Below are 18,166 nucleotides of genomic sequence, written 5' to 3'. Positions count from 1 at the left end.
CACAGCGTGACGGGGGTGCGCGTAGCGTGGGAAGGGTTCCGCGTTCGACAGCGCGAGGTGTGGAAAGGGTGAGCGGTGCCCGCTGGGAAAGAGATCGACGGGGCGGCCGGGGTGCCGGAGTTCTACGGCAAGGAGCTGCGCTGGCAGCGGGAGCGGGCGGGTCTCACTCTGGAGCAGACCGTGCGGGGCGTCTTCTACTCCGTGAGCTACCTCAGCGAGATCGAGCGGGGCAGGCGGCGCATGCCTCTGGACCTGGCGCAGCACGTGGACAGGGTGCTGGGAACGGACGGGTTCTTCGCACGCGGATGTGAGGACGTGAGGAATGCCGGGCAGCAGGCGGGCGGGCACTACTTCGACAGGGTCCGGGAGATGCAGCCCCGCGCGCTGGACATCGTCCAATGGGAACCCATGCTCATTCCGGGAGCCTTGCAACTGGAGCCTTACATCGAGGCATTGGTCCAGTTGAGCGATCCGCGGGTGACGTCGGAGGTGTTGAAGGAGCGCGTCAGCACGCGCAGGGCGCGGTCATGGCTCATGGACGACAAGGAGGGGCCCATTTCCTGGCTCGTCGTGCATGAGTCGGTGCTGCTGCAACCACTCCTCGGATACGCGGACACGGCAGAGCAGCTGGCTCATGTGGCGGCCGTTGCCCGTCGCGGTGGTTTCGTACCGCAAGTCCTCCCGTCCGAAGACAGCTCCGTGGGTGCCCAGCCGTTCCTGTGCGGAACGACGCTGCTCATGGAGTTCGACGGAGCTCCTCCCGCCGTGTACACCGAATCCGCGTACAGCGGTCACTTGGTCGAGGGGCCAGTGGCAGTGCGCCAGTACCGCAACGCCTACGACCGCCTGCGGGCCACTGCGTTGCCGCCAGAGCTGTCGCTCCGGCTGATCGAGTCGGTGGCCGAGGACTACCGGAACGGGAAGCGGCCGCGTTCGTTCGCATCCCGGCTCATGGCCAAGGGCGGTTCCGGCCTGGGGCCGTGACCCGGCCGTGGCCGGTACCCGCCGGTATGCCCCTGGCCGGTCGGTAGTGTGGCCCCCATGTACGGCTACGACCAGAACGTGAGCGCGGGGCAGCAGCAGTACGGGCAGCCCCAGCAGGGGTACGCGCAGCCGCCGCAGCAGCCGCTGTACCCCGAGCCCTCGCCGCCGACCCTCGCGGACGCGGTGCGGGCCTTCACGACCGGGTCGCTGTCCGCCGAGGACTTCCAGCAGATCTTCGCGACCTCGAAGGTCTACTGCCCCCGCGGGGACACCCCCGGGTTCCTGGCGCTGCACAACACGCAGCAGCCGGTGATCCCGATGTTCACCACGCTCAAGGAGCTGCGCCGCTACGCCGGCAAGGAGTCCAAGCACTTCATCATCACCGGCGCCGAGGTGATCGACCTGCTGCCCACCGGGTACGGCTTCGTCCTCGACATGGAGGGCGACCACCGGATGGTCTTCGACGCGAAGGCCGTGGAGCAGATGGTCGACTACGCCATGCGCCGCATGTACGGATAGGGCGAACGCTCAGGGGGGCGCGTGCTCAGGGTCCACTTCACCGCCGAGGATCTGCTGGGCGTCCGTTTCGCCCCCGAGCCGCTGCCGCTCGTCGAGCTGGCGCTGGCCGTGGTGGCCGCGCAGCGCACCGACGCGCCCGAGGTCTTCGGCCGCTGGCGCCAGCGGCTGGGGCGGGAGCTGCCCCGGACCGCGCTGCCGCTGCTGGAGGTGCTGCGCCCGGACGGCGACAACCCGGCCTTCGTGGAACCCCCGGTGCGGGACTTCGAGGAGGCGCTGGACGCCGTACGCCTGGCCGCCCCCCTCATCGACGATGCGGAGCTGAGCCGGATCCTGGCGCGCAGCCGCGGTCGGGCCGCCGTCGCGCCCTGGCTGCGCGGGCTGCGGGACGGGGACCGGGAGTCCTGGGGGCTGCTGGAGGACGCCCTGCGGGCCGCCCACGAGGTGGTGATCGCCCCGCACTGGGCCGCGATCGGCCAGTCCTTCCGGGCGGACGTCGCCTGGCGCAGCCACCTGATGGCCACGCACGGGATCAAGGCCGCCCTGGCCAGTACGCACCCGGCCGCGGCCTGGGCGGGCACGGTCTTCGAGGTCGGCCGGCCGCCCGACTTCGAGATCCGGCTGGAGGGGCGCGGGCTGACCCTGATGCCCTCGCCCTTCTGGACGGGCCGGCCGCTGCTCGCGGGGCACCCCGACGGCTCGAACCTCCTGATCTACCCGGCGATGACCCCGATGCCGCTGGTGCCGCCGGGGCGGGCGGAGGGGTCGCTGGACGCCCTGCTGGGGCGCACGCGGGCGGCCGTACTGTCCCTGCTGATCCAGCAGCGGACCACCAGCGAGCTGGCCCGGGACCTGCACATCAGCCTCCCCTCGGTCTCGGAGCACACCCGCACCCTGCGCGCGGCGGGCCTGATCACCACCCGCCGCGACGGCAAGGCGGTCCTGCACACGGCCACGGGCCTGGGCGTGGACCTGCTGCGCAGCGGCGGCTGAGCCCACGTTTCGGCGGGGCCCGAAACCATCGCGACCGGTCCGCCGCGCGGCGCAGTATCGGCGCAGCGGGGGGATCCACGGGGGACCCCCCGCCACGACCGAGGAGGCCGGTATGACGTGTACGTCGACCCGCACGAAGCTCGCGGCACTGGCGGCGACGGCGGTGATGGCGCTGGGTACGGGGGTCCTGGCGGCGTCGCCGGCGCAGGCCGCGTGGAATCCGCCGATCCACGGCTGCAACTCCGGCGAGGTCTGCATCTACCCCACGGACGCGTGGGGCAACGCGACCTGGAACAACGACCGCCCCATCCAGCGTGAGACCCAGCGGGGCGGCCACCCGATCTACGGGATGGAGCAGTGGCACTACGTCGTCAACAACCAGACGGAGGGCTGGACGGCGCAGGTCTGTTGGGACACGTGGGGCAACAGCTGCGAGAACTACAAGGTCCCGCCGCGCGTGACCTACCTGGTGAACCTCTCGCCGTTCAACTCGATCCGGCTCGACACACCGTGACCCGCGGCGCTGCTGGGCCCTGAGCCCTCACGCCGTTCTCAGGTGATGGGTTCGGTGTCCTGGCTGCCGCCCACGCAGACCCAGCCGGCGGCGACGGAGTCGTACTGCAGTGTGCCTCCGCCGGCCACGCACTGCGGCCCGGTGATGGCGGGAGCGGCAGCCTGTGCAGGGGGCCCCGCGGCGCCGAGAACGGCCAGGACCACGGCGGCGACGAAGCCGAGAAGTCGTGTACGCATGGGAACTCCCGTGAGTGTCAGCGACACCAACTCGTCATGACACCAGCTTCGCCCCGCGCCGCGCCGAGCGCACCCCGTTCCGGGGGCGCCTCCCGCGAGCAAGGGGCAGGCTGGTGGTATGGCGAACACGCCCGAGGTAACCGTAGGGCCGCCTGATGACCTTGGCTGGCGGAAGGTCACGATCGATCACAAGCCCGCCGGCAAGGTGCGGTCCCCCGGAGAGCTTCAGAGATTCCTGCGACATGGCGGGCTGGAATTCGGGCAGCCCGTCCATTGGATCGGCGGAGACAGCACGGTCTGGCCGGATCGGGCGGTGCAGCGGCGGACGGTCGGCAGCCTCATGTTCATCGGCTTCCTCTTGACCGCATGCCTGCTCATCAGGGTCGGCTGGACGGACGGCGGTAACGCCCTGACCTTCGGTGAGCGGCTCGCCGGATATACCGTGCTGACCGCGGGCCTGGTGGAGTTGATTGCCGCGGTGGCCACTCTCGACTATTGGCACAAGCGCAGAAGGCACTATTCGGGAGTGGCCGTTCTGGCCGGAGTCGCGATCGTCTTCATCGCCAGTTCCTCACTCCTCCTCCTACAGATCGGCGAGGGTTTCAGCGGCTGGACCACGATCGGGATCTGCTTCCTCGCCGGGTCCGTGGTGGCCGGGATCGAACTCATCAGGTCGCGGGTGTGGAAGGGCTTCCCCAACCCCCGGAGCGTCGCGATCGGGGCGATCATTCCCACCCTTCTCGCCGGCGTCAACCTGGCGTATTCGCAGGTCTACGTCCCCTATGTGACGACCCCGCTGATCGTGAGCGGGGCCGAGTTCAAGGAGGCGAGCATGGACAGTGCGCGGGCGGCCATGGAGGCGACGCTCCATGTGTATGTGAAGAACGACGGCAACATTCCGGTGTACGTGCTCGGCAGCATCTACTGGATCCGGGGCGGGCCCGCGAACAACCTCTCCAAGAGCGTGTTCTCCTACACATCGATTTATGATGGCGAGTTCGTCATACCGGCGGGACGCGAGCTGAACCCGGGGGAGGAGATCTCACAGGACGTGGTCGTTGAGATCAAGGATCCCGAAAAAGCGAATTATGAGGTGATCGGGGCTCAGACCGAGGTGTACGTGATCAGGAGGGACAGGATGACACTGCCTCCTGAGTACGGGAAGCACCGTGTGGAGGTCAAGGAGTTCAAGAAGGAGGGCGAGCGGGCTGCGGCGGTGCCGGACGACGCGGAATATGTGAACGACTCCCGCATCTCGAACAGCAGTGAGATCCTCAACATCACCCGAGGTCGCCAGCGCATAACGTCGTGGCGGATACCAGGCAATTTGGCGCGTGTGGATGTGGCCATAACGCCGCCGGGTGACACGATCGTCTTCGATCCGCAGCGCCTTGATTTCAGTAAGCGGATCCTCGACCGGTACGGCTTCTCGGAGGTGCGTGGCTCCACGGACTGGACGCCCTACAAGGGGCTCCTGGAGAAGGCCCGCTCGACGAAGGGCGGCTCGGCCCCGGAGCAGACCCCGGGCCAGACCCCGGGCCAGTCGAGTCCGTGACGCGCGGTGCGCGGTGCGCGGTCGGCCCGGCGGCGGCCCGGTCGGAGGGTCGCCCGGCCGCGGGGAATGCCTCCGGGGTCCCTTCTGTTCTGTCAGACATGGCGGAAAGTTCGAGTTTCAACTAAACTCGACGTCAGAAGGAGGTCCCGACCATGCCTGCAGTGACTGTGGAGAACCCGTTGACGCTCCCCCGCGTCGCCGAGCCCGACCAGGAGACGACCGCCCGCAAGGTGCTGGCCGTCACGACCGCTCCCGGTGGTTTCGAGGGCGAGGGATTCCCGGTGCGCCGTGCGTTCGCCGGGATCAACTACCAGTACCTCGACCCGTTCATCATGATGGACCAGATGGGCGAGGTGGAGTACGCGCCGGGCGAGCCCAAGGGCACCCCCTGGCACCCCCACCGCGGCTTCGAGACCGTCACCTACCTGATCGACGGAACCTTCGTCCACCAGGACAGCAACGGCGGCGGCGGAGTCATCAACGGCGGCGACACCCAGTGGATGACCGCCGGCGCGGGCCTGTTGCACATCGAGGCCCCGCCGGAGTCCCTCGTCGTGTCCGGCGGGCTCTTCCACGGCCTCCAGCTGTGGGTCAACCTGCCGGCCTCCGACAAGATGATGCCCCCGCGCTACCAGGACATCGGCGGCGGCCAGGTCCAGCTGCTCTCCACCCCCGACGGCGGCGCGCTGCTGCGCGTCATCGCCGGTGAGCTGGACGGTCACCAGGGCCCGGGCATCACCCACACCCCCATCACGATGATCCACGCGACGATCACCCCCGGCGCGCAGATCACCCTCCCGTGGCGCGCGGACTTCAACGCCCTCGCCTACGTCATGGCCGGGCGCGGCAGCGTCGGCACCGACCGGCGGCCGGTGCACACCGGGCAGACCGTCGTCTTCGGCGAGGGCGGCTCGCTCACGGTCCGGGCGGACGAGGCCCAGGACTCCAACGCCCCCGACCTGGAGGTCGTACTCCTCGGCGGGCAGCCGATCCGGGAGCCGATGGCGCACTACGGGCCGTTCGTGATGAACAACAAGCACGAGCTCCAGCAGGCGTTCGACGACTTCCAGGCCGGGCGGCTGGGGCGCATCCCCACCACCGCGCGGACGGGTCTGGGCCACCGCGGCACCGGCACGGCGAACGACTGACCCGCACGACCCGCACGACCCGCACGACACAGCACGGCCCTCAGGCCGGGGCAGCCGCCCCGGCCTCCGGCGCGTGCGGCGGTGGCGGCTGCTCGGCCGTGTACCGGGCGCGCAGCTCCGACAGCACCCCGAAGCCCGCCGCCGCCAGCGGTACCGCCAGCAGCATGCCCAGGATCCCGGCCACGCTGGCCCCGGCGGTGATCGCCAGCAGCACCACCGCCGGGTGCATCTGGACCGTGCGGCTCTGGATCATCGGCTGGAGCACGTTGCCCTCCAGCACCTGCACGGCGAGCACCACGCCCAGCGTCCACAGCCCCGTGACCCACCCCCGGTCCGCGAAGGCGACCAGGACCGCCACCGCGCCGGAGAAGAACGCGCCGAGGTACGGGACGTACGCGCCGACGAAGACCAGCGAGCCCAGCCCCACCGCCCCCGGCACGCCCAGCACCAGCAGGCCGATGGTGATGCAGAGGGCGTCGATCAGGGCGATGAAGGTGGTCCCGCGCATGAAGCCCTCGACCGCCTGGAAGGCGCGGCGGGCCATCGCCACGGCCGTGTCACCGGCGGAGCGCGGCACGACCGAGCGCAGCGCGTCGGCGGCCCGGTGGGAGTCGCGCAGGAAGAAGAACACCAGCAGCAGCGCGAGGAGCGCGGTGGCGAGCACCTCGCCGACCACGCTGATCCCGGCCAGGACGCCGGAGGCCGCGGTGGCGCCGAAGCGCGTGAGCAGCTCCTTGGCGTTCTTCGCGAGGAAGGGCACGGTCTTCCCGTCGCCCCCGTAGTGCAGGGAGAGCCGCTCGACCGCGTGCCGCAGGGCCGAGAGGATCTGGTCCCCGGTGTCGAGGATCGCGGCGACCACGACGTACGAGGCCCCGCCGACCACGCCGATGATGGCCAGGCAGGTCAGGGCCGCGGCCAGCGACCGGTTCACCTTCATCCGCACCAGGCGCCGGTACATCGGGCGCAGCAGGGCGGTGCCCAGCAGGGCCAGCAGGACGGGCGTCACCGCGGTCTGGAAGACGTCGCAGAGCCAGAGGAAGACGCCGACCACGCCGGACACGAGGAGGGCGATGACGCACCAGGCGGCGAGGCGCCGCACGGGCGCGGGGAGCAGGGAAGCGATCACCGGGCTCAGCGTAGGGCCGGGTCCCGGTCGTCCGGGAGCGGATCCGGCTTGGACTGCTCGTCCAGCTCGAACCAGATCGACTTGCCGTCGCCCCGCGGGTCCACGCCCCAACGGTCCGCCAGCATCTCCATCAGCAGCACGCCGCGCCCGCTGGACGCCATCTCGCCCGGCTGCCGCTTGTGCGGCGGTTCGTCGCTGGAGTCGGCCACCTCCACCCGCAGCCGCCGCTCGCCCAGCTCGCCGACGGCCTCGGCCGTGAGCAGCGCGTCGCCGTCCGTGTGCATCAGGACGTTGGTGACCATCTCGGAGACCATCAGGACCGCCGAGTCCCGCTGGTCCTCGTCCGCCCAGTCGTGCAACAGCTCGCGGATCTGCTGCCGGGCGCCCGCGATGCGCTCCGGCTCGGCCTGCGCCACGGTCAGCAGCGTGCGCCGGGCCGGCCGGACCGGGTGCGTGAGCGGGGTGCCACAGCCACAGCCGGGGTCCTCGCGGCACAGCAGCACCACGGCTATGTCGTCCTCGCGCCGGTCGGCGAGCGGGCCGGTGGTGTGGTGCGAGGAGGGCCCGTGGACGGCGGAGACCAGCAGGTCGGCGAGCTTCTCCAGGCTCCCGCCCTCGTGCGTCTCGGAGTGCGTCTCGGACTCCAGGATCGCGCGCAGCCGGGCCCAGCCGGTGTCCAGGTCGTGCCCGCCGGTCTCGATCAGGCCGTCCGTGCACAGCATCATCGTCTCGCCGGGTTCCAGCGTGAACCGGGTCGTCGGGTAGTCGGTGTCGGCGACGATGCCGAGCGGCAGCCCGCCCGCGGTCGGGCGCATCAGCACCGTGCCGTCGGTCATCCGGACCGCCGGGTCCGGGTGGCCGGCCCGGGCCACCTCCAGCAGGCCCGTCCGCGGGTCGCACTCGACGTACAGGCAGGTCGCGAAGCGCGGACTGAGGTGGTCCCCGCCCCCGTCCCCGCCCCCGTCCGCGTCCCCGTATGGGGCTGTCCGCTCCTCGGACGAGCACAGGCCGGCGAGGAAGCGGGAGGCCCGGGAGAGCACGGCGTCCGGTCGGTGCCCCTCGGACGCGTAGGCCCGTACGGCGATCCGCAACTGGCCCATCAGGCCCGCCGCGCGCACGTCGTGCCCCTGGACGTCCCCGATGACCAGGGCGAACCGGCCCGACGGCAGCGGGATCATGTCGTACCAGTCGCCGCCCACCTGGAGGCCGCCACCGGTCGGGACGTAGCGCGCGGCGAGGGTCATGCCCGGGATCTCGGGGCCCAGCTGCGGCATCATCGACCGCTGGAGGCCCGTGGTGAGTTCCCGCTCGGAATCGGCCACCACGGCGCGCTGGAGCGCCTGCGCGAGCATCCGTGCCACCGTGGTCAGCACCGAGCGCTCGTCGGGGGAGAAGGACACCGGGTGCTTGAAGGCGGCCATCCAGGCGCCCATGGTGCGCCCGGCGACGATCAGCGGGAGGAAGGCCCAGGAGGTCCGGCCGAAGCGCTGTGCGAGCGGCCAGGTGGCCGGGAAGCGCCGTTTGTAGTCGTCCGGGGTGGGGAGGTAGATCGCCCGGCCGCTGCGGACGACCTCCGCGGCCGGATAGTCGGTGTCCATGCGCATGTCCGCGAAGGGGGACTCGTCCCCGGCGTCGTGCCCGTGGTGTCCGATGATCGACAGCCGGTCCCCGTCCATCCCGAAGACGGCCAGCCCGTCCGGGCTGAAGCCGGGCATCGACAGCGAGGCCGCCACCCGCAGCACCTCGGCCGTCGAGCGGGCCTCGGCCAGCGCGCGGCCCGCGTCCAGCAGGAACGCCTCGCGGGAGCGCCGCCAGTCGCCGGTGATGGGGGTGTGGACGGCCGTGGTGCCCGGCTGGGGCTCGGCTATCTCCTGGATCGTGCCGATCAGCTCGTAGTCGATCCGGCCGTCCGGGGCCGTGTGCGGCACGGGTTTGGAGCGGCTGCGCACGGTCCGCAGGACGCGCCCGTCCACGTCCATGATGCGCAGCCGGGCCTCGGCGAGGGTGCCCTCGGCGACGGCCAGGTTCACGATGCCGTTGATCTCGTTCCAGTCGACCGGGTGGAACCGGGACCGCACGGACACTTCGGGCAGGGTGACGGGCTCGGCGGGCAGGCCGAGCAGCCGGGCGGCCTCACCGTCGAGGGTGACCGTTCCGGCGGCGTTGTCCCAGCGCCACAGACCGGTGGCGATCGCCGCCAGGACGTCCTCGGTGCGCATCTAGCCATCTTTACAGGTCACCCCGTAGAGGTGCCCGTTCACCGGGGCCCGCGGGCGTGCCCGGCCGGACGGTAACCTGGGCAGGGTTGATTTCCACCCTGCTATCGCGAAGAACTGGATGAACGATGCATCGGTACAGGTCCCACAGCTGCGGCGAGCTGCGCAACTCTGACGTCGGCTCCGACGTCCGACTGAGCGGCTGGGTGCACAATCGGCGTGACCTGGGCGGCATCCTCTTCATCGACCTGCGGGACCACTACGGTCTGGTCCAGCTCGTCGTCCGCCCGGGCACCGCGGCGAACGAGGTGCTCTCCAGCATCTCCAAGGAGTCGGTCGTCCGCATCGACGGCAAGGTCGTCTCCCGCGGCGAGGACAACCGCAACCCCGAGCTGGGCACCGGTGACATCGAGATCGAGGTCACCGACGTCGAGCTGCTCGGCGGCGCGGCCCCGCTGCCCTTCACGATCAACACCGACGACGGCGTGAACGAGGAGCGGCGCCTGGAGTACCGCTTCCTCGACCTGCGCCGCGAGCGCATGCACCGCAACATCATGCTGCGCTCCGCCGTCATCGCCTCCATCCGCTCCAAGATGGTGAACCTCGGCTTCAACGAGATGGCGACCCCGATCCTCACCGCGACCTCCCCCGAGGGCGCCCGTGACTTCGTGGTGCCGTCCCGCCTGAACCCGGGCAAGTTCTACGCCCTGCCGCAGGCGCCGCAGCAGTTCAAGCAGCTGCTGATGATCTCCGGCTTCGACCGGTACTTCCAGATCGCGCCCTGCTTCCGCGACGAGGACGCCCGCGCCGACCGTTCGCCGGGCGAGTTCTACCAGCTCGACGTCGAGATGTCCTTCGTGGAGCAGGAAGACGTCTTCCAGCCCATCGAGAAGCTGATGACGGAGATCTTCACCGAGTTCGGCAAGGGCCGCCCGGTCACCTCGCCGTTCCCGCGGATCCCCTTCCGCGAGTCGATGGTCAAGTACGGCAACGACAAGCCCGACCTGCGCGCGAAGCTCGAACTGGTCGACATCACCGATGTCTTCGAGGCTTCCGAGTTCAAGGCGTTCGCGGGCAAGCACGTGCGCGCGCTGGCCGTCCCGGACACCGCCGCGCAGCCGCGCAAGTTCTTCGACGGCCTGGGCGAGTACGCGATCTCGCTCGGCGCCAAGGGCCTGGCCTGGGTCCGCGTGGGCGAGGAAGGGGCCCTGACCGGCCCGATCGCCAAGTTCCTCACCGAGGAGAACGTCAAGGTCCTCACCGAGCGGCTCGGCCTCGCGGCCGGCCACGCGGTGTTCTTCGGCGCCGGCGAGTTCGACGAGGTCTCCAAGATCATGTCGGGCGTCCGCGTCGAGGCCGCCAAGCGCGCGGGCCAGTTCGAAGAGGACGTCTTCCGCTTCTGCTGGATCGTCGACTTCCCGATGTACGAGAAGGACGAGGAGACGGGCAGGATCGACTTCTCCCACAACCCGTTCTCCATGCCGCAGGGCGGCCTGAAGGACCTGGAGGAGAAGGACCCGCTCGACATCCTGGCCTGGCAGTACGACATCGTCTGCAACGGCATCGAGCTGTCCTCCGGCGCCATCCGCAACCACGAGCCCGACCTGATGCTCAAGGCCTTCGAGATCGCCGGCTACGAGGCCGAGACCGTCGAGCGCGAGTTCGCGGGCATGCTGCGGGCGTTCCGCCTCGGCGCCCCGCCGCACGGTGGCATCGCCCCGGGCGTCGACCGCATCGTGATGCTGCTGGCCGACGAGCCGAACATCCGCGAGACGATCGCCTTCCCGCTGAACGGCAACGCCCAGGACCTGATGATGGGCGCGCCGACGGTGCTGGAGGAGTCCCGCCTGCGCGAGCTGAACATCGCGCTGCGCAAGCCGGTGGAGACGAAGGCGGCCGCCCCGGTGGCCGAGGCGGTCGCGCCTTCCGCCGCGGAGTAGTGGCCGGGCAGTAGCCGGGCAGTAGCTGCGCGAACGCCCCCGCCGGATCGGATCCGGCGGGGGCGTTCGTGTGCGTGCGTACGTGCTTACGTGCTCAGAGGTGGTTCAGGAGGCCCTTGAGGAGGGCGGCCGAGGTCAGCTCCTGCGGAGCGGGACCGGCGTGGAAGAAGCCGGCGTTCTCGGCGTCCAGCTTGCGCAGGAAGTCGAAGGCCTTGGCGTCGTCGTCACCGAAGGCCACGAACTGCCAGTGGATGTCGTGCGCGGCGGCCTCGGCGAGCGCCTGGCGGGCCGGGACGCGGTTGTCAGGGGCGCCGTCCGTCTGGAAGACGACCAGGGCGCGGCCCTCGCCGCCGTTCTTCTGGTAGTGCTCGACGACCTCCTCGACGGCCCGGTGGTAGCTGGTCCGCCCCATGCGGCCGAGCGCTGCGTGCTGGGCGTCGACCCAGCCGGTGTGCTCGTCGAGGGTGAGGTCGGCGGCGCCGTCGATGTCCGTGGAGAAGAAGACCGTGTGCACGGTGGCGTTCGGGTCGAGGTGCGCGGCCAGCGCGAGGACGTGGTCGGCCAGGTACTGGGCGCTGCCGTCCTTGTAGAACGGGCGCATCGAACCGGAGCGGTCCAGGACCAGGTAGACGGTGGCGCGGGCGTCGGTCCGCCCCTTGGTGCGGAGCACCTGGGCGGCCGCCTTGTACGCGCCCCCGAGCGCAGGAGCGCGACGCCGCACCGCAGCGGCCCCGACCAGTCGTTCCGTGTCGGGCTGGGGTTCGGTGGCAACGGGCTCGGGCTCGGACGCGACGGGCTCGGGCTCGACTTCGACTTCGACCTCGGCCAGGGCGGGCTCCGGCTCGACGATCGGCTCGGGTGCCGCATCGGCCACAACGGCCTCGGGCACGGGGACCGGCTCCGCCGCGACCTCGACCACCGGCTCCGACGTCACCTCGGGTTCGGCCTCCGCCGTCACGGGCTCGACGGCAGCCGCCGGCTCGGGCTCGGCTTCGACGACGGGCTCCGCCGTCACCTCGGCCGCAGCGGGCTCGGCTTCGACGACGGGCTCGGGCTCCGGCTCGGCCACGACGGCCTCGGCCTCGACGACCGGTTCGGCCTCGACGACCGGCTCCGCCGTCACTTCGGCCACGACGGGCTCGGGCGCGGCTACGGGCTCGGCCTCGACCACCGGCTCCGGCTGCACCGCGGCAGCGGGCTCCGGCTCCGCCGCGACGGGCTCGGCTTCGAGGACCGGCTCCACCGCGGCAGCGGTCTCGGGTGCGGGCTCGGCGACAGCCACCGGCTCCGACGCGGCGGCGGCCACGGGCTCCGGCTCCACAGCGGCAGCGGCAGCGGCGGCGGCATCGGCGGAAGGCCGGCGGGCTTCGGGGACCGTGGGGTCCGGGGTGGGAGTGGGGGTCGGGGACGGGGCGGTCATGACCGTGCCGCCGCCGTCGCGCGGGGTGGACTGCGGGGGAACCGTAGGGCTGTCGAAGGACGCCGCCACCAGTTCCGCTGCCGCGTCCAGGGGGGTGCGTTCGGCCCCCTGGGACGGTACGGCGGCCTGCGGGGCGACGGCGGTGGTGTCCGCCGAGGCCTCCGGGACCGGCTCCGGGGAACGACCGAACACCTTGCGGAACAAGCTCCGAATACCCATGGGCGAGGCCTTTCACATGAGTGCGTGCGTCATTTGTCCGTGCTGTGGGGAAGATCCCTGCCCAGAGTGGACACGTAAGGTTATCGGCCCCTTGGCTGGAACCTCGGCAGGGGCACCCTTCGCGTCGTTCGCCGCCCCCGCACGCCTGCGACCAGGGCGAACTCCCCTTGGCGGAGCCCTGGTTCACCCTCTGTTCATCACCCGGTCACAGGGCCGGCCCACCGGCCACCGGCCCGCGGGTCAACTCCCGGGCGTCAGCTTCCCGATGGGCAGCCGCAGCGTCGTCACCGCGCCCCCGTCCGTCGCGTTGGCGAAGTCCAGCGCGATCTCCAGCACGGCGGCCTGTCCCAGCACGATGGTCAGACCCAGGCCGTGCCCGCGCCCGCGCCCCGGGTCACCGGTGCGGAAGCGCTGCGGGCCGTGCTCGATGAGGTCGGCCGGATATCCCGGCCCGTGGTCGCGCACGGCCACCACCGGACCCTCCACGGTGATCTGCACCGGCGGCCGGCCGTGCTTCTCGGCGTTGGCCAACAAGTTGGCCATGATCCGGTCCAGCCGCCGCCGATCGGTGAGCACGACCGCGTCGCGCACCACGACGACCGAGGCCGCCGACCGGCTCCCGGCGACGATCCGCTGGACGGCCCGGCCGAGTTCGATGTGGGCGAGCTCGGCCCGTTCGACGCCCGAGTCCAGTCGGGAGATCTCCAGCAGGTCCTCGGTCAGCAGATGGAGCGCCCGTAGCCGGTCATTGATCATTTCCTTGGGGCGTCCCTCGGGCAGCAGGGCGGCCGCCGCGAGCGAGCCGGTCAGCGGCGTGCGCAACTCGTGCGCCACATCCGCGGTGAACCGCTTCTCCGCCTCCAACCGCCCCTGGAGCGAGGCGGCCATCGAGTCCAGCGCGACGGCCACGTCCCGGACTTCGTCCTGCTCCCCGCCCTCGTCCCGCCCCGGGCCCTTCGCCAGGCCCACCCGGGCGTCCAGGTCCCCGGCGCTGATCCGGCGGGCGACGGCGGCCGTGGTGGCGAGCCGCTTGCTGATCCGGTTGGCGAGGAACAGGCCGGCCAGTGCCACCAGCCCGGCGGCGAGCGCGCTGGAGGCGAGGATCGCGGCGTCGATGTCCCGCAGCCGGCCGCGGGTGTCCCCGTACGGCTGCCAGACCGCGAGCGCGCTGTGGTCGGCGGGCCCGGCGGCCCACATGACGGGCTTGCCGTCGAGGGCGCCGACCATGCTGCCCGTCTCGCCGCGCGCGACGAGCGCGCGCAGCGGACCGGGAAGGGCGGGCGGGTCCAGGGCGGAGTTCGCCGCGCCGATCGTCGTGCCGTACTGGTAGGCGGCGAGGGCGTTCTCCAGGTCGCGGTCCACGTCCTTGCGGACCTCGCCGCTGATCTGCCGGGCCACGACGTTGTGCACCAGGACCCCGAGTACGGCCGCCACCGCGCAGCACACGGCGGTGGTGGTCAGCGCGATCTTCCAGCGCAGGCTGCCCGTCAGCCGGCGCAGGGGACGCCACCGGCGGCCGGTCACGGGCCGCTCGCCGGGCAGGGGACGGCCGGGTTCCCCGAGGCGGGGCAGTCGTCGAGGGTCAGCTGGGCCAGGTTCATCAGCCCGGCTTCCGGGTCCCACACGTAGTCGGAGACCGAGATGTACTTCGGATTCGAGGTGGGCTCGCGCACCGCCAGGTGCTCGGCGGCGACCTCCACCCCTTCCAGGACCCCGCGGCGGGCCAGGATCCGGGCGATCCTGCCGTCGTCCTGGACGGTGTAGACGCGCAGTTCGCTGACCCGGTCGTCGATGTCCAGGGCGGCGATCAGCTCGTCCTTGCCGTTGCCCGTGAGGTCGTGCAGGACGCCCGGCCGCAGCGGGCAGTCCGGCCCGCCGCCCGGCTCGTCGGTGCAGAGCGCGAGCCGCTGCGCGGCCCGCGGGTCGACCAGGCGCCCGGTGCCGCCGTCCTGCCGGGCATCGGAGGTGATGTCGGCCCGTACGACGTCCAGCACGTCCACGCCCCGCATGTCACCGCCCGGGACCACGGCCAGCCCGGGCACGACCGCGGCCCGCCCGGGGGCCTGCCCGGCGCCGGGCGGGGCGGGACGGACGTCCTTCCACAGGGTCTGCGGCGCGTGGACGACGCCCAGGTCGCCCCCGCTGCGCAGGCCCTCGGTGTCGGCGCAGCCCGCCGTGGCCGCCAGCAGGGCGACGAGGACCGGCAGGACGCGCGCGTGCGGGCTCCGCATGCTCCGATGCTCTCCCGCCCCGCCCGACGGGGCCCGGGCGCGGACCCATCCGGGTTACGCCAGCCCTTACGGCAGCCCTTACGACAGCCCTTACGTCAGGCCCTACGGCGCCGGGTCGGCGATCGCGCGGGCCGCCGCCAGTTCCTGCTGCACGGGGGAGAGGACGGAGTCCTCCGCGACGGCGTCGGACGCGGCCGCGCGCTCCCGCGGCGGGGCGCCGGGAGCGCGGACGGCCCCGGCCAGGGCGCGCAGCCCGGCGGTGACGGAGGCGACCTCCTCGGCCGGCGGGCGCTCGGCCCCGTGGTTGACCCGGACCCGGGCGGCGGTGGTGGCGTCCACGATCCGTTCCACGGCGACGACCAGCGGCCACCAGGCGGCGGCCCGGGCCCCGACGGGCGGCGGCTCGGTCAGCGCCCGCTGGAACTCGCTGCGCACCCCCGACAGGTCGCGGTAGATCCGGCGGCGCGCCTGCAACCGGGCGGTCCGCGCCGCCCGCAGCCCCGCCTCGGTGTCCTCGTGCGGCCCGAAGGCCCGCTCGACGTACCGGGCGGCGTCGTCCACCGTGTCGGCGAGCCGGTCCCCGATCCGGGTCCCCCAGCTCTCCGGCCACAGCAGGTAGCCCGCGACGAGGGTGATGGCGCAGCCGATCAGGCTGTCCAGCAGCCGGGGCCGGATCAGGTCGAAGCCCTGGTGGTTGAGCAGGTCCGACAGCAGCAGGATCACCGGGGTGATCGCGGCGGTCTGGAAGGCGTACCCCTTGGCCGAGAAGACCGGGATCAGCGCGCCGAGGGCCACCATCACCGGGACGTCCCACCAGCCGCGCGGCACCTCGGAGAGCACGGCGGCGGCCACGACCAGCCCGCCCGCCGTGCCCAGCGCACGCAGCACAGCCCGGGAGAAGACCGAGCCGAAGTCGGGCTTGAGGACGAAGGTGACGGTCAGGGCCACCCAGTACGAGCGCTCGATCTCCACCACCGACACGAGCGCCTGGGCCAGCCCGATGCACAGCGCGAGCCGCAGCCCGTACCGCCAGGAGGCCCCGGACAACGCCATGTCGCGCACCGCGCGCCGGGCCCGCACGCCCAGCGCGGCGGGCCGCCCGAGCCGGTCGTCCACGTTGTGCATGGACGGCTCGGCCACGTGCACGATCGCGGCGGCGTGCCGCAGGGCCGCGTCGATGGCCCGCTCGGACTGGCCGTGCGGGGCGGGCAGTTCCAGTACGAAGGCCCCCGTGCGGCCCTCCTCGACGGCGGCGGCCAGCTGCCGCACCGCCGCGGGGACCTCCGGGGGCAGCGGCCGGCCGCGCAGGTGGGCCGCCGGGGCGGCCTCGACCAGGGGGATGATCACGTTGAGCTGGGCCAGCATCCGCACCAGCGAGCTGCTGCGGCCGTGCACCCGCGCCCGCCGCCCCAGCACCAGGTCGTAGGACTGGTCGAGGGCCTGGGTGACCTTCTGGCGGCGTTCCTCGTAGCCGGGCCCGCCCGCGTCCTCCAGGAGCTCGGCGAGCGAGCGGTAGGTGGCCGCGACGGCGGCGCGCTCCGGGCGGCGCCCGCGCAGCGGCCAGCCGAGCAGGGTGAGCGCGAGGACGAACAGCCCGCCCGCGCTGAGCAGCAGCGGTGCGGTCCACCAGGGTTCGGGCATCGGCAGCCCGGCCCCGACCACCGCGTTGAGCAGCAACAGGAGACCGGAGACGGAGGCGACCGTACCGATCGAGGAGATCATCCCGGAGACCAGCGCGATGAGCGTGAGCACCCCGACGGCGAGCCAGCCGTGGCCGAAGACCAGGGTGCCCAGGGCGACGCCGACCCCGCCGAAGAGCTGCGGGACGGCGATGTTGAGCACCCGCATCCGGTAGGCGTCGGCCGTGTCCCCGATGACCCCGGACAGGGCGCCCATCGAGACGAGGGCGCCGTACTCCGGCTCGCCGAGGGCGAATCCGGCCGCGAGCGGCACGGCGAGCGCGACGCCGGCGCGCGCCGCGGCGGCCCAGGGGACCGGAGCGGTGCTCGGACGCAGTCCCTTGAGCAGCCAGTCGGGCGGGGCGAGCGGATGGGACCGGGTCCGTCCGGACGGTATCTGTTCGCTGCTCATGCCGCTTCCGTACCGCCCCTCGCGAATCGGTTCTTCTGGGGCTTTCCTGGGACGTTGTGTACGTTCCGAGCTTATGGGGTCCGGCGCAGTCGACCGGTCAGCCAGGCGGCCAGGGCGACGGCGAGTCCGAGGGCGAGGACGGCCCAGGTGGTCGTGCGCAGGAAGGCCGTGAGCGCGTCGTAGACCGCTGCGGCGGCGGGCCGGTCGACGTCGGGCGGCAGGTCGTCCAGGGTGAGTCCGCGGCAGATCCGCACGGCGAGCCACAGCAGCCCGGCCCCGATCGCCAGACCCGCGCCGACAGCGATCAGGGCGCGGCGGCGGCGGGCGGCGACGGCCACCGCGGCGACGGCGAGGACCAGGGTGAGGACCGGGAGCCAGATGCCCGCGATCTGGAGCATGTGGAAACTCCTCCGGAGGGCGCCGAGGTTGTCGTACTCCATGACCTTGACCGTGAGGTGGGAGACCGGGATCCGGTCGGCGAGCGGCACGCCGTCACCGACGAGTTCCCCCTTCACCTGCTCGACGATGGGCGCGAGGTCGATGGTCAGCGCGTCGCCCTCGCCGGTGGTCAGCGCCTGGAGGAACGCGGCGTGCGCGGCGCGGTTGGCCGCGTCCCAGGCGGTCCGGTAGGCGGGGGTGCCGGTGAAGGAGCGCAGGGCCTCGCCGAGGAGGCTCTCGACCCCGCCCTGGAAGGGGCCCGCGTCGATCTGGCCGGCGAGCGTGCGGGAGGCTTGGGTGACGACCACCTGCTGCACGTCGTGGTTCCCGGCCAGCGGGGACATCGCGGCGGTGTAGCGGTCGGCGTCGCCCAGTTCGCGGTCGGCCCAGTACGCGACGGCGCTCAGGGGCACCAGGAGTGCCACGAGCACGACGAGGACGGCCGAGAGGTAGCTGCGCACGCCACCAGCCAATGCCAGGCGGGGGCGGGGGGCGAGCGTGGTTGCTGCGTACGGGTGGTTCCGCCGGGGCAAGGTCAC

The 18,166-nt window shown here is 72.2% G+C and carries 15 protein-coding genes; 7 read left to right on the top strand and 8 right to left on the bottom strand.

The window, feature by feature from the left end:
- Positions 1–75: 75 nt before the first annotated feature.
- From ACIBEA_RS27610 to ACIBEA_RS27595, 4 genes are all read left to right on the top strand, one after another.
- On the top strand, positions 76–984 hold the full coding sequence (locus ACIBEA_RS27610; protein WP_399265397.1) for a Scr1 family TA system antitoxin-like transcriptional regulator: 909 nt from the start codon (positions 76–78) through the stop codon (positions 982–984).
- A 57-nt stretch (positions 985–1,041) separates the two neighbouring features.
- Positions 1,042–1,503: an SseB family protein gene (locus ACIBEA_RS27605; RefSeq protein WP_385783190.1), complete on the top strand. Its 462-nt coding sequence runs from the start codon at positions 1,042–1,044 to the stop codon at positions 1,501–1,503.
- A 21-nt stretch (positions 1,504–1,524) separates the two neighbouring features.
- Positions 1,525–2,493 (top strand): ArsR family transcriptional regulator, encoded by a 969-nt coding sequence (locus tag ACIBEA_RS27600; protein WP_399265395.1) that lies wholly within the window; start codon positions 1,525–1,527, stop codon positions 2,491–2,493.
- Positions 2,494–2,605: 112 nt separating this feature from the next.
- Positions 2,606–3,007 (top strand): hypothetical protein, encoded by a 402-nt coding sequence (locus ACIBEA_RS27595; protein ID WP_399265393.1) that lies wholly within the window; start codon positions 2,606–2,608, stop codon positions 3,005–3,007.
- A gap of 38 nt (positions 3,008–3,045) precedes the next feature.
- On the opposite strand, the gene ACIBEA_RS27590 is transcribed toward ACIBEA_RS27595, so the two are convergent.
- Positions 3,046–3,243 (bottom strand): hypothetical protein, encoded by a 198-nt coding sequence (locus ACIBEA_RS27590; protein ID WP_399265391.1) that lies wholly within the window; start codon positions 3,241–3,243, stop codon positions 3,046–3,048.
- 118 nt (positions 3,244–3,361) lie between these two features.
- On the opposite strand from ACIBEA_RS27590, the gene ACIBEA_RS27585 reads away from it, so the two are divergent.
- Together ACIBEA_RS27585 and ACIBEA_RS27580 are read left to right on the top strand one after the other, a co-directional pair.
- Positions 3,362–4,798: a hypothetical protein gene (locus tag ACIBEA_RS27585; protein ID WP_399265389.1), complete on the top strand. Its 1,437-nt coding sequence runs from the start codon at positions 3,362–3,364 to the stop codon at positions 4,796–4,798.
- A 152-nt stretch (positions 4,799–4,950) separates the two neighbouring features.
- Positions 4,951–5,946, top strand: a complete 996-nt coding sequence (locus ACIBEA_RS27580; protein WP_399265387.1) for a pirin family protein — start codon at positions 4,951–4,953, stop codon at positions 5,944–5,946.
- 40 nt (positions 5,947–5,986) lie between these two features.
- On the opposite strand, the gene ACIBEA_RS27575 is transcribed toward ACIBEA_RS27580, so the two are convergent.
- Together ACIBEA_RS27575 and ACIBEA_RS27570 are read right to left on the bottom strand one after the other, a co-directional pair.
- Positions 5,987–7,069, bottom strand: coding sequence for an AI-2E family transporter (locus ACIBEA_RS27575; RefSeq protein ID WP_399265570.1), 1,083 nt, complete (start codon positions 7,067–7,069; stop codon positions 5,987–5,989).
- Positions 7,070–7,077: 8 nt separating this feature from the next.
- Positions 7,078–9,291 (bottom strand): SpoIIE family protein phosphatase, encoded by a 2,214-nt coding sequence (locus ACIBEA_RS27570; RefSeq protein ID WP_399265385.1) that lies wholly within the window; start codon positions 9,289–9,291, stop codon positions 7,078–7,080.
- 125 nt (positions 9,292–9,416) lie between these two features.
- On the opposite strand from ACIBEA_RS27570, the gene aspS reads away from it, so the two are divergent.
- Positions 9,417–11,228 carry an aspartate--tRNA ligase gene (gene aspS, locus ACIBEA_RS27565; RefSeq protein WP_399265383.1) on the top strand — a complete coding sequence of 604 codons (1,812 nt, stop codon included), beginning with the start codon at positions 9,417–9,419 and terminating at the stop codon, positions 11,226–11,228.
- 94 nt (positions 11,229–11,322) lie between these two features.
- Here the strand turns inward: aspS and ACIBEA_RS27560 are convergent, their stop codons facing one another.
- From ACIBEA_RS27560 to ACIBEA_RS27540, 5 genes are all read right to left on the bottom strand, one after another.
- Positions 11,323–12,867 (bottom strand): VWA domain-containing protein, encoded by a 1,545-nt coding sequence (locus tag ACIBEA_RS27560; RefSeq protein ID WP_399265381.1) that lies wholly within the window; start codon positions 12,865–12,867, stop codon positions 11,323–11,325.
- Positions 12,868–13,107: 240 nt separating this feature from the next.
- Positions 13,108–14,391, bottom strand: coding sequence for a sensor histidine kinase (locus ACIBEA_RS27555; protein ID WP_399265379.1), 1,284 nt, complete (start codon positions 14,389–14,391; stop codon positions 13,108–13,110).
- Positions 14,388–15,098 (bottom strand): hypothetical protein, encoded by a 711-nt coding sequence (locus ACIBEA_RS27550; RefSeq protein ID WP_399265377.1) that lies wholly within the window; start codon positions 15,096–15,098, stop codon positions 14,388–14,390. Before ACIBEA_RS27550 ends, ACIBEA_RS27555 begins: the two co-directional genes overlap by 4 nt.
- A 102-nt stretch (positions 15,099–15,200) precedes the next feature.
- On the bottom strand, positions 15,201–17,189 hold the full coding sequence (locus ACIBEA_RS27545) for an FUSC family protein (protein WP_399265375.1): 1,989 nt from the start codon (positions 17,187–17,189) through the stop codon (positions 15,201–15,203).
- Positions 17,190–17,260: 71 nt separating this feature from the next.
- Entirely contained in the window at positions 17,261–18,088 is an 828-nt protein-coding gene (locus ACIBEA_RS27540; protein WP_399265373.1) for a hypothetical protein, read from the bottom strand.
- Positions 18,089–18,166: the final 78 nt, after the last annotated feature.

The sequence above is a fragment of the Streptomyces sp. NPDC051555 genome (genome assembly GCF_044454405.1).
Classification (GTDB): Bacteria; Actinomycetota; Actinomycetes; order Streptomycetales; family Streptomycetaceae; genus Streptomyces.
The sequence above is the reverse complement of the archived record's forward strand: the minus strand, read 5'-3'. Positions and strand labels throughout refer to the sequence as shown.

What these genes read in the sequence shown, in the direction of transcription:
- ACIBEA_RS27605 (WP_385783190.1), top strand. Translation starts at nt 1,042, where the DNA reads ATGTACGGCTACGACCAGAACGTGAGCGCGGGGCAGCAGCAGTACGGG.
- ACIBEA_RS27595 (WP_399265393.1), top strand. Translation starts at nt 2,606, where the DNA reads ATGACGTGTACGTCGACCCGCACGAAGCTCGCGGCACTGGCGGCGACG.
- ACIBEA_RS27590 (WP_399265391.1), bottom strand. Translation starts at nt 3,243, where the DNA reads ATGCGTACACGACTTCTCGGCTTCGTCGCCGCCGTGGTCCTGGCCGTT.
- ACIBEA_RS27585 (WP_399265389.1), top strand. Translation starts at nt 3,362, where the DNA reads ATGGCGAACACGCCCGAGGTAACCGTAGGGCCGCCTGATGACCTTGGC.
- ACIBEA_RS27580 (WP_399265387.1), top strand. Translation starts at nt 4,951, where the DNA reads ATGCCTGCAGTGACTGTGGAGAACCCGTTGACGCTCCCCCGCGTCGCC.
- ACIBEA_RS27570 (WP_399265385.1), bottom strand. Translation starts at nt 9,291, where the DNA reads ATGCGCACCGAGGACGTCCTGGCGGCGATCGCCACCGGTCTGTGGCGC.
- aspS (WP_399265383.1), top strand. Translation starts at nt 9,417, where the DNA reads ATGCATCGGTACAGGTCCCACAGCTGCGGCGAGCTGCGCAACTCTGAC.
- ACIBEA_RS27560 (WP_399265381.1), bottom strand. Translation starts at nt 12,867, where the DNA reads ATGGGTATTCGGAGCTTGTTCCGCAAGGTGTTCGGTCGTTCCCCGGAG.
- ACIBEA_RS27550 (WP_399265377.1), bottom strand. Translation starts at nt 15,098, where the DNA reads ATGCGGAGCCCGCACGCGCGCGTCCTGCCGGTCCTCGTCGCCCTGCTG.
- ACIBEA_RS27545 (WP_399265375.1), bottom strand. Translation starts at nt 17,189, where the DNA reads ATGAGCAGCGAACAGATACCGTCCGGACGGACCCGGTCCCATCCGCTC.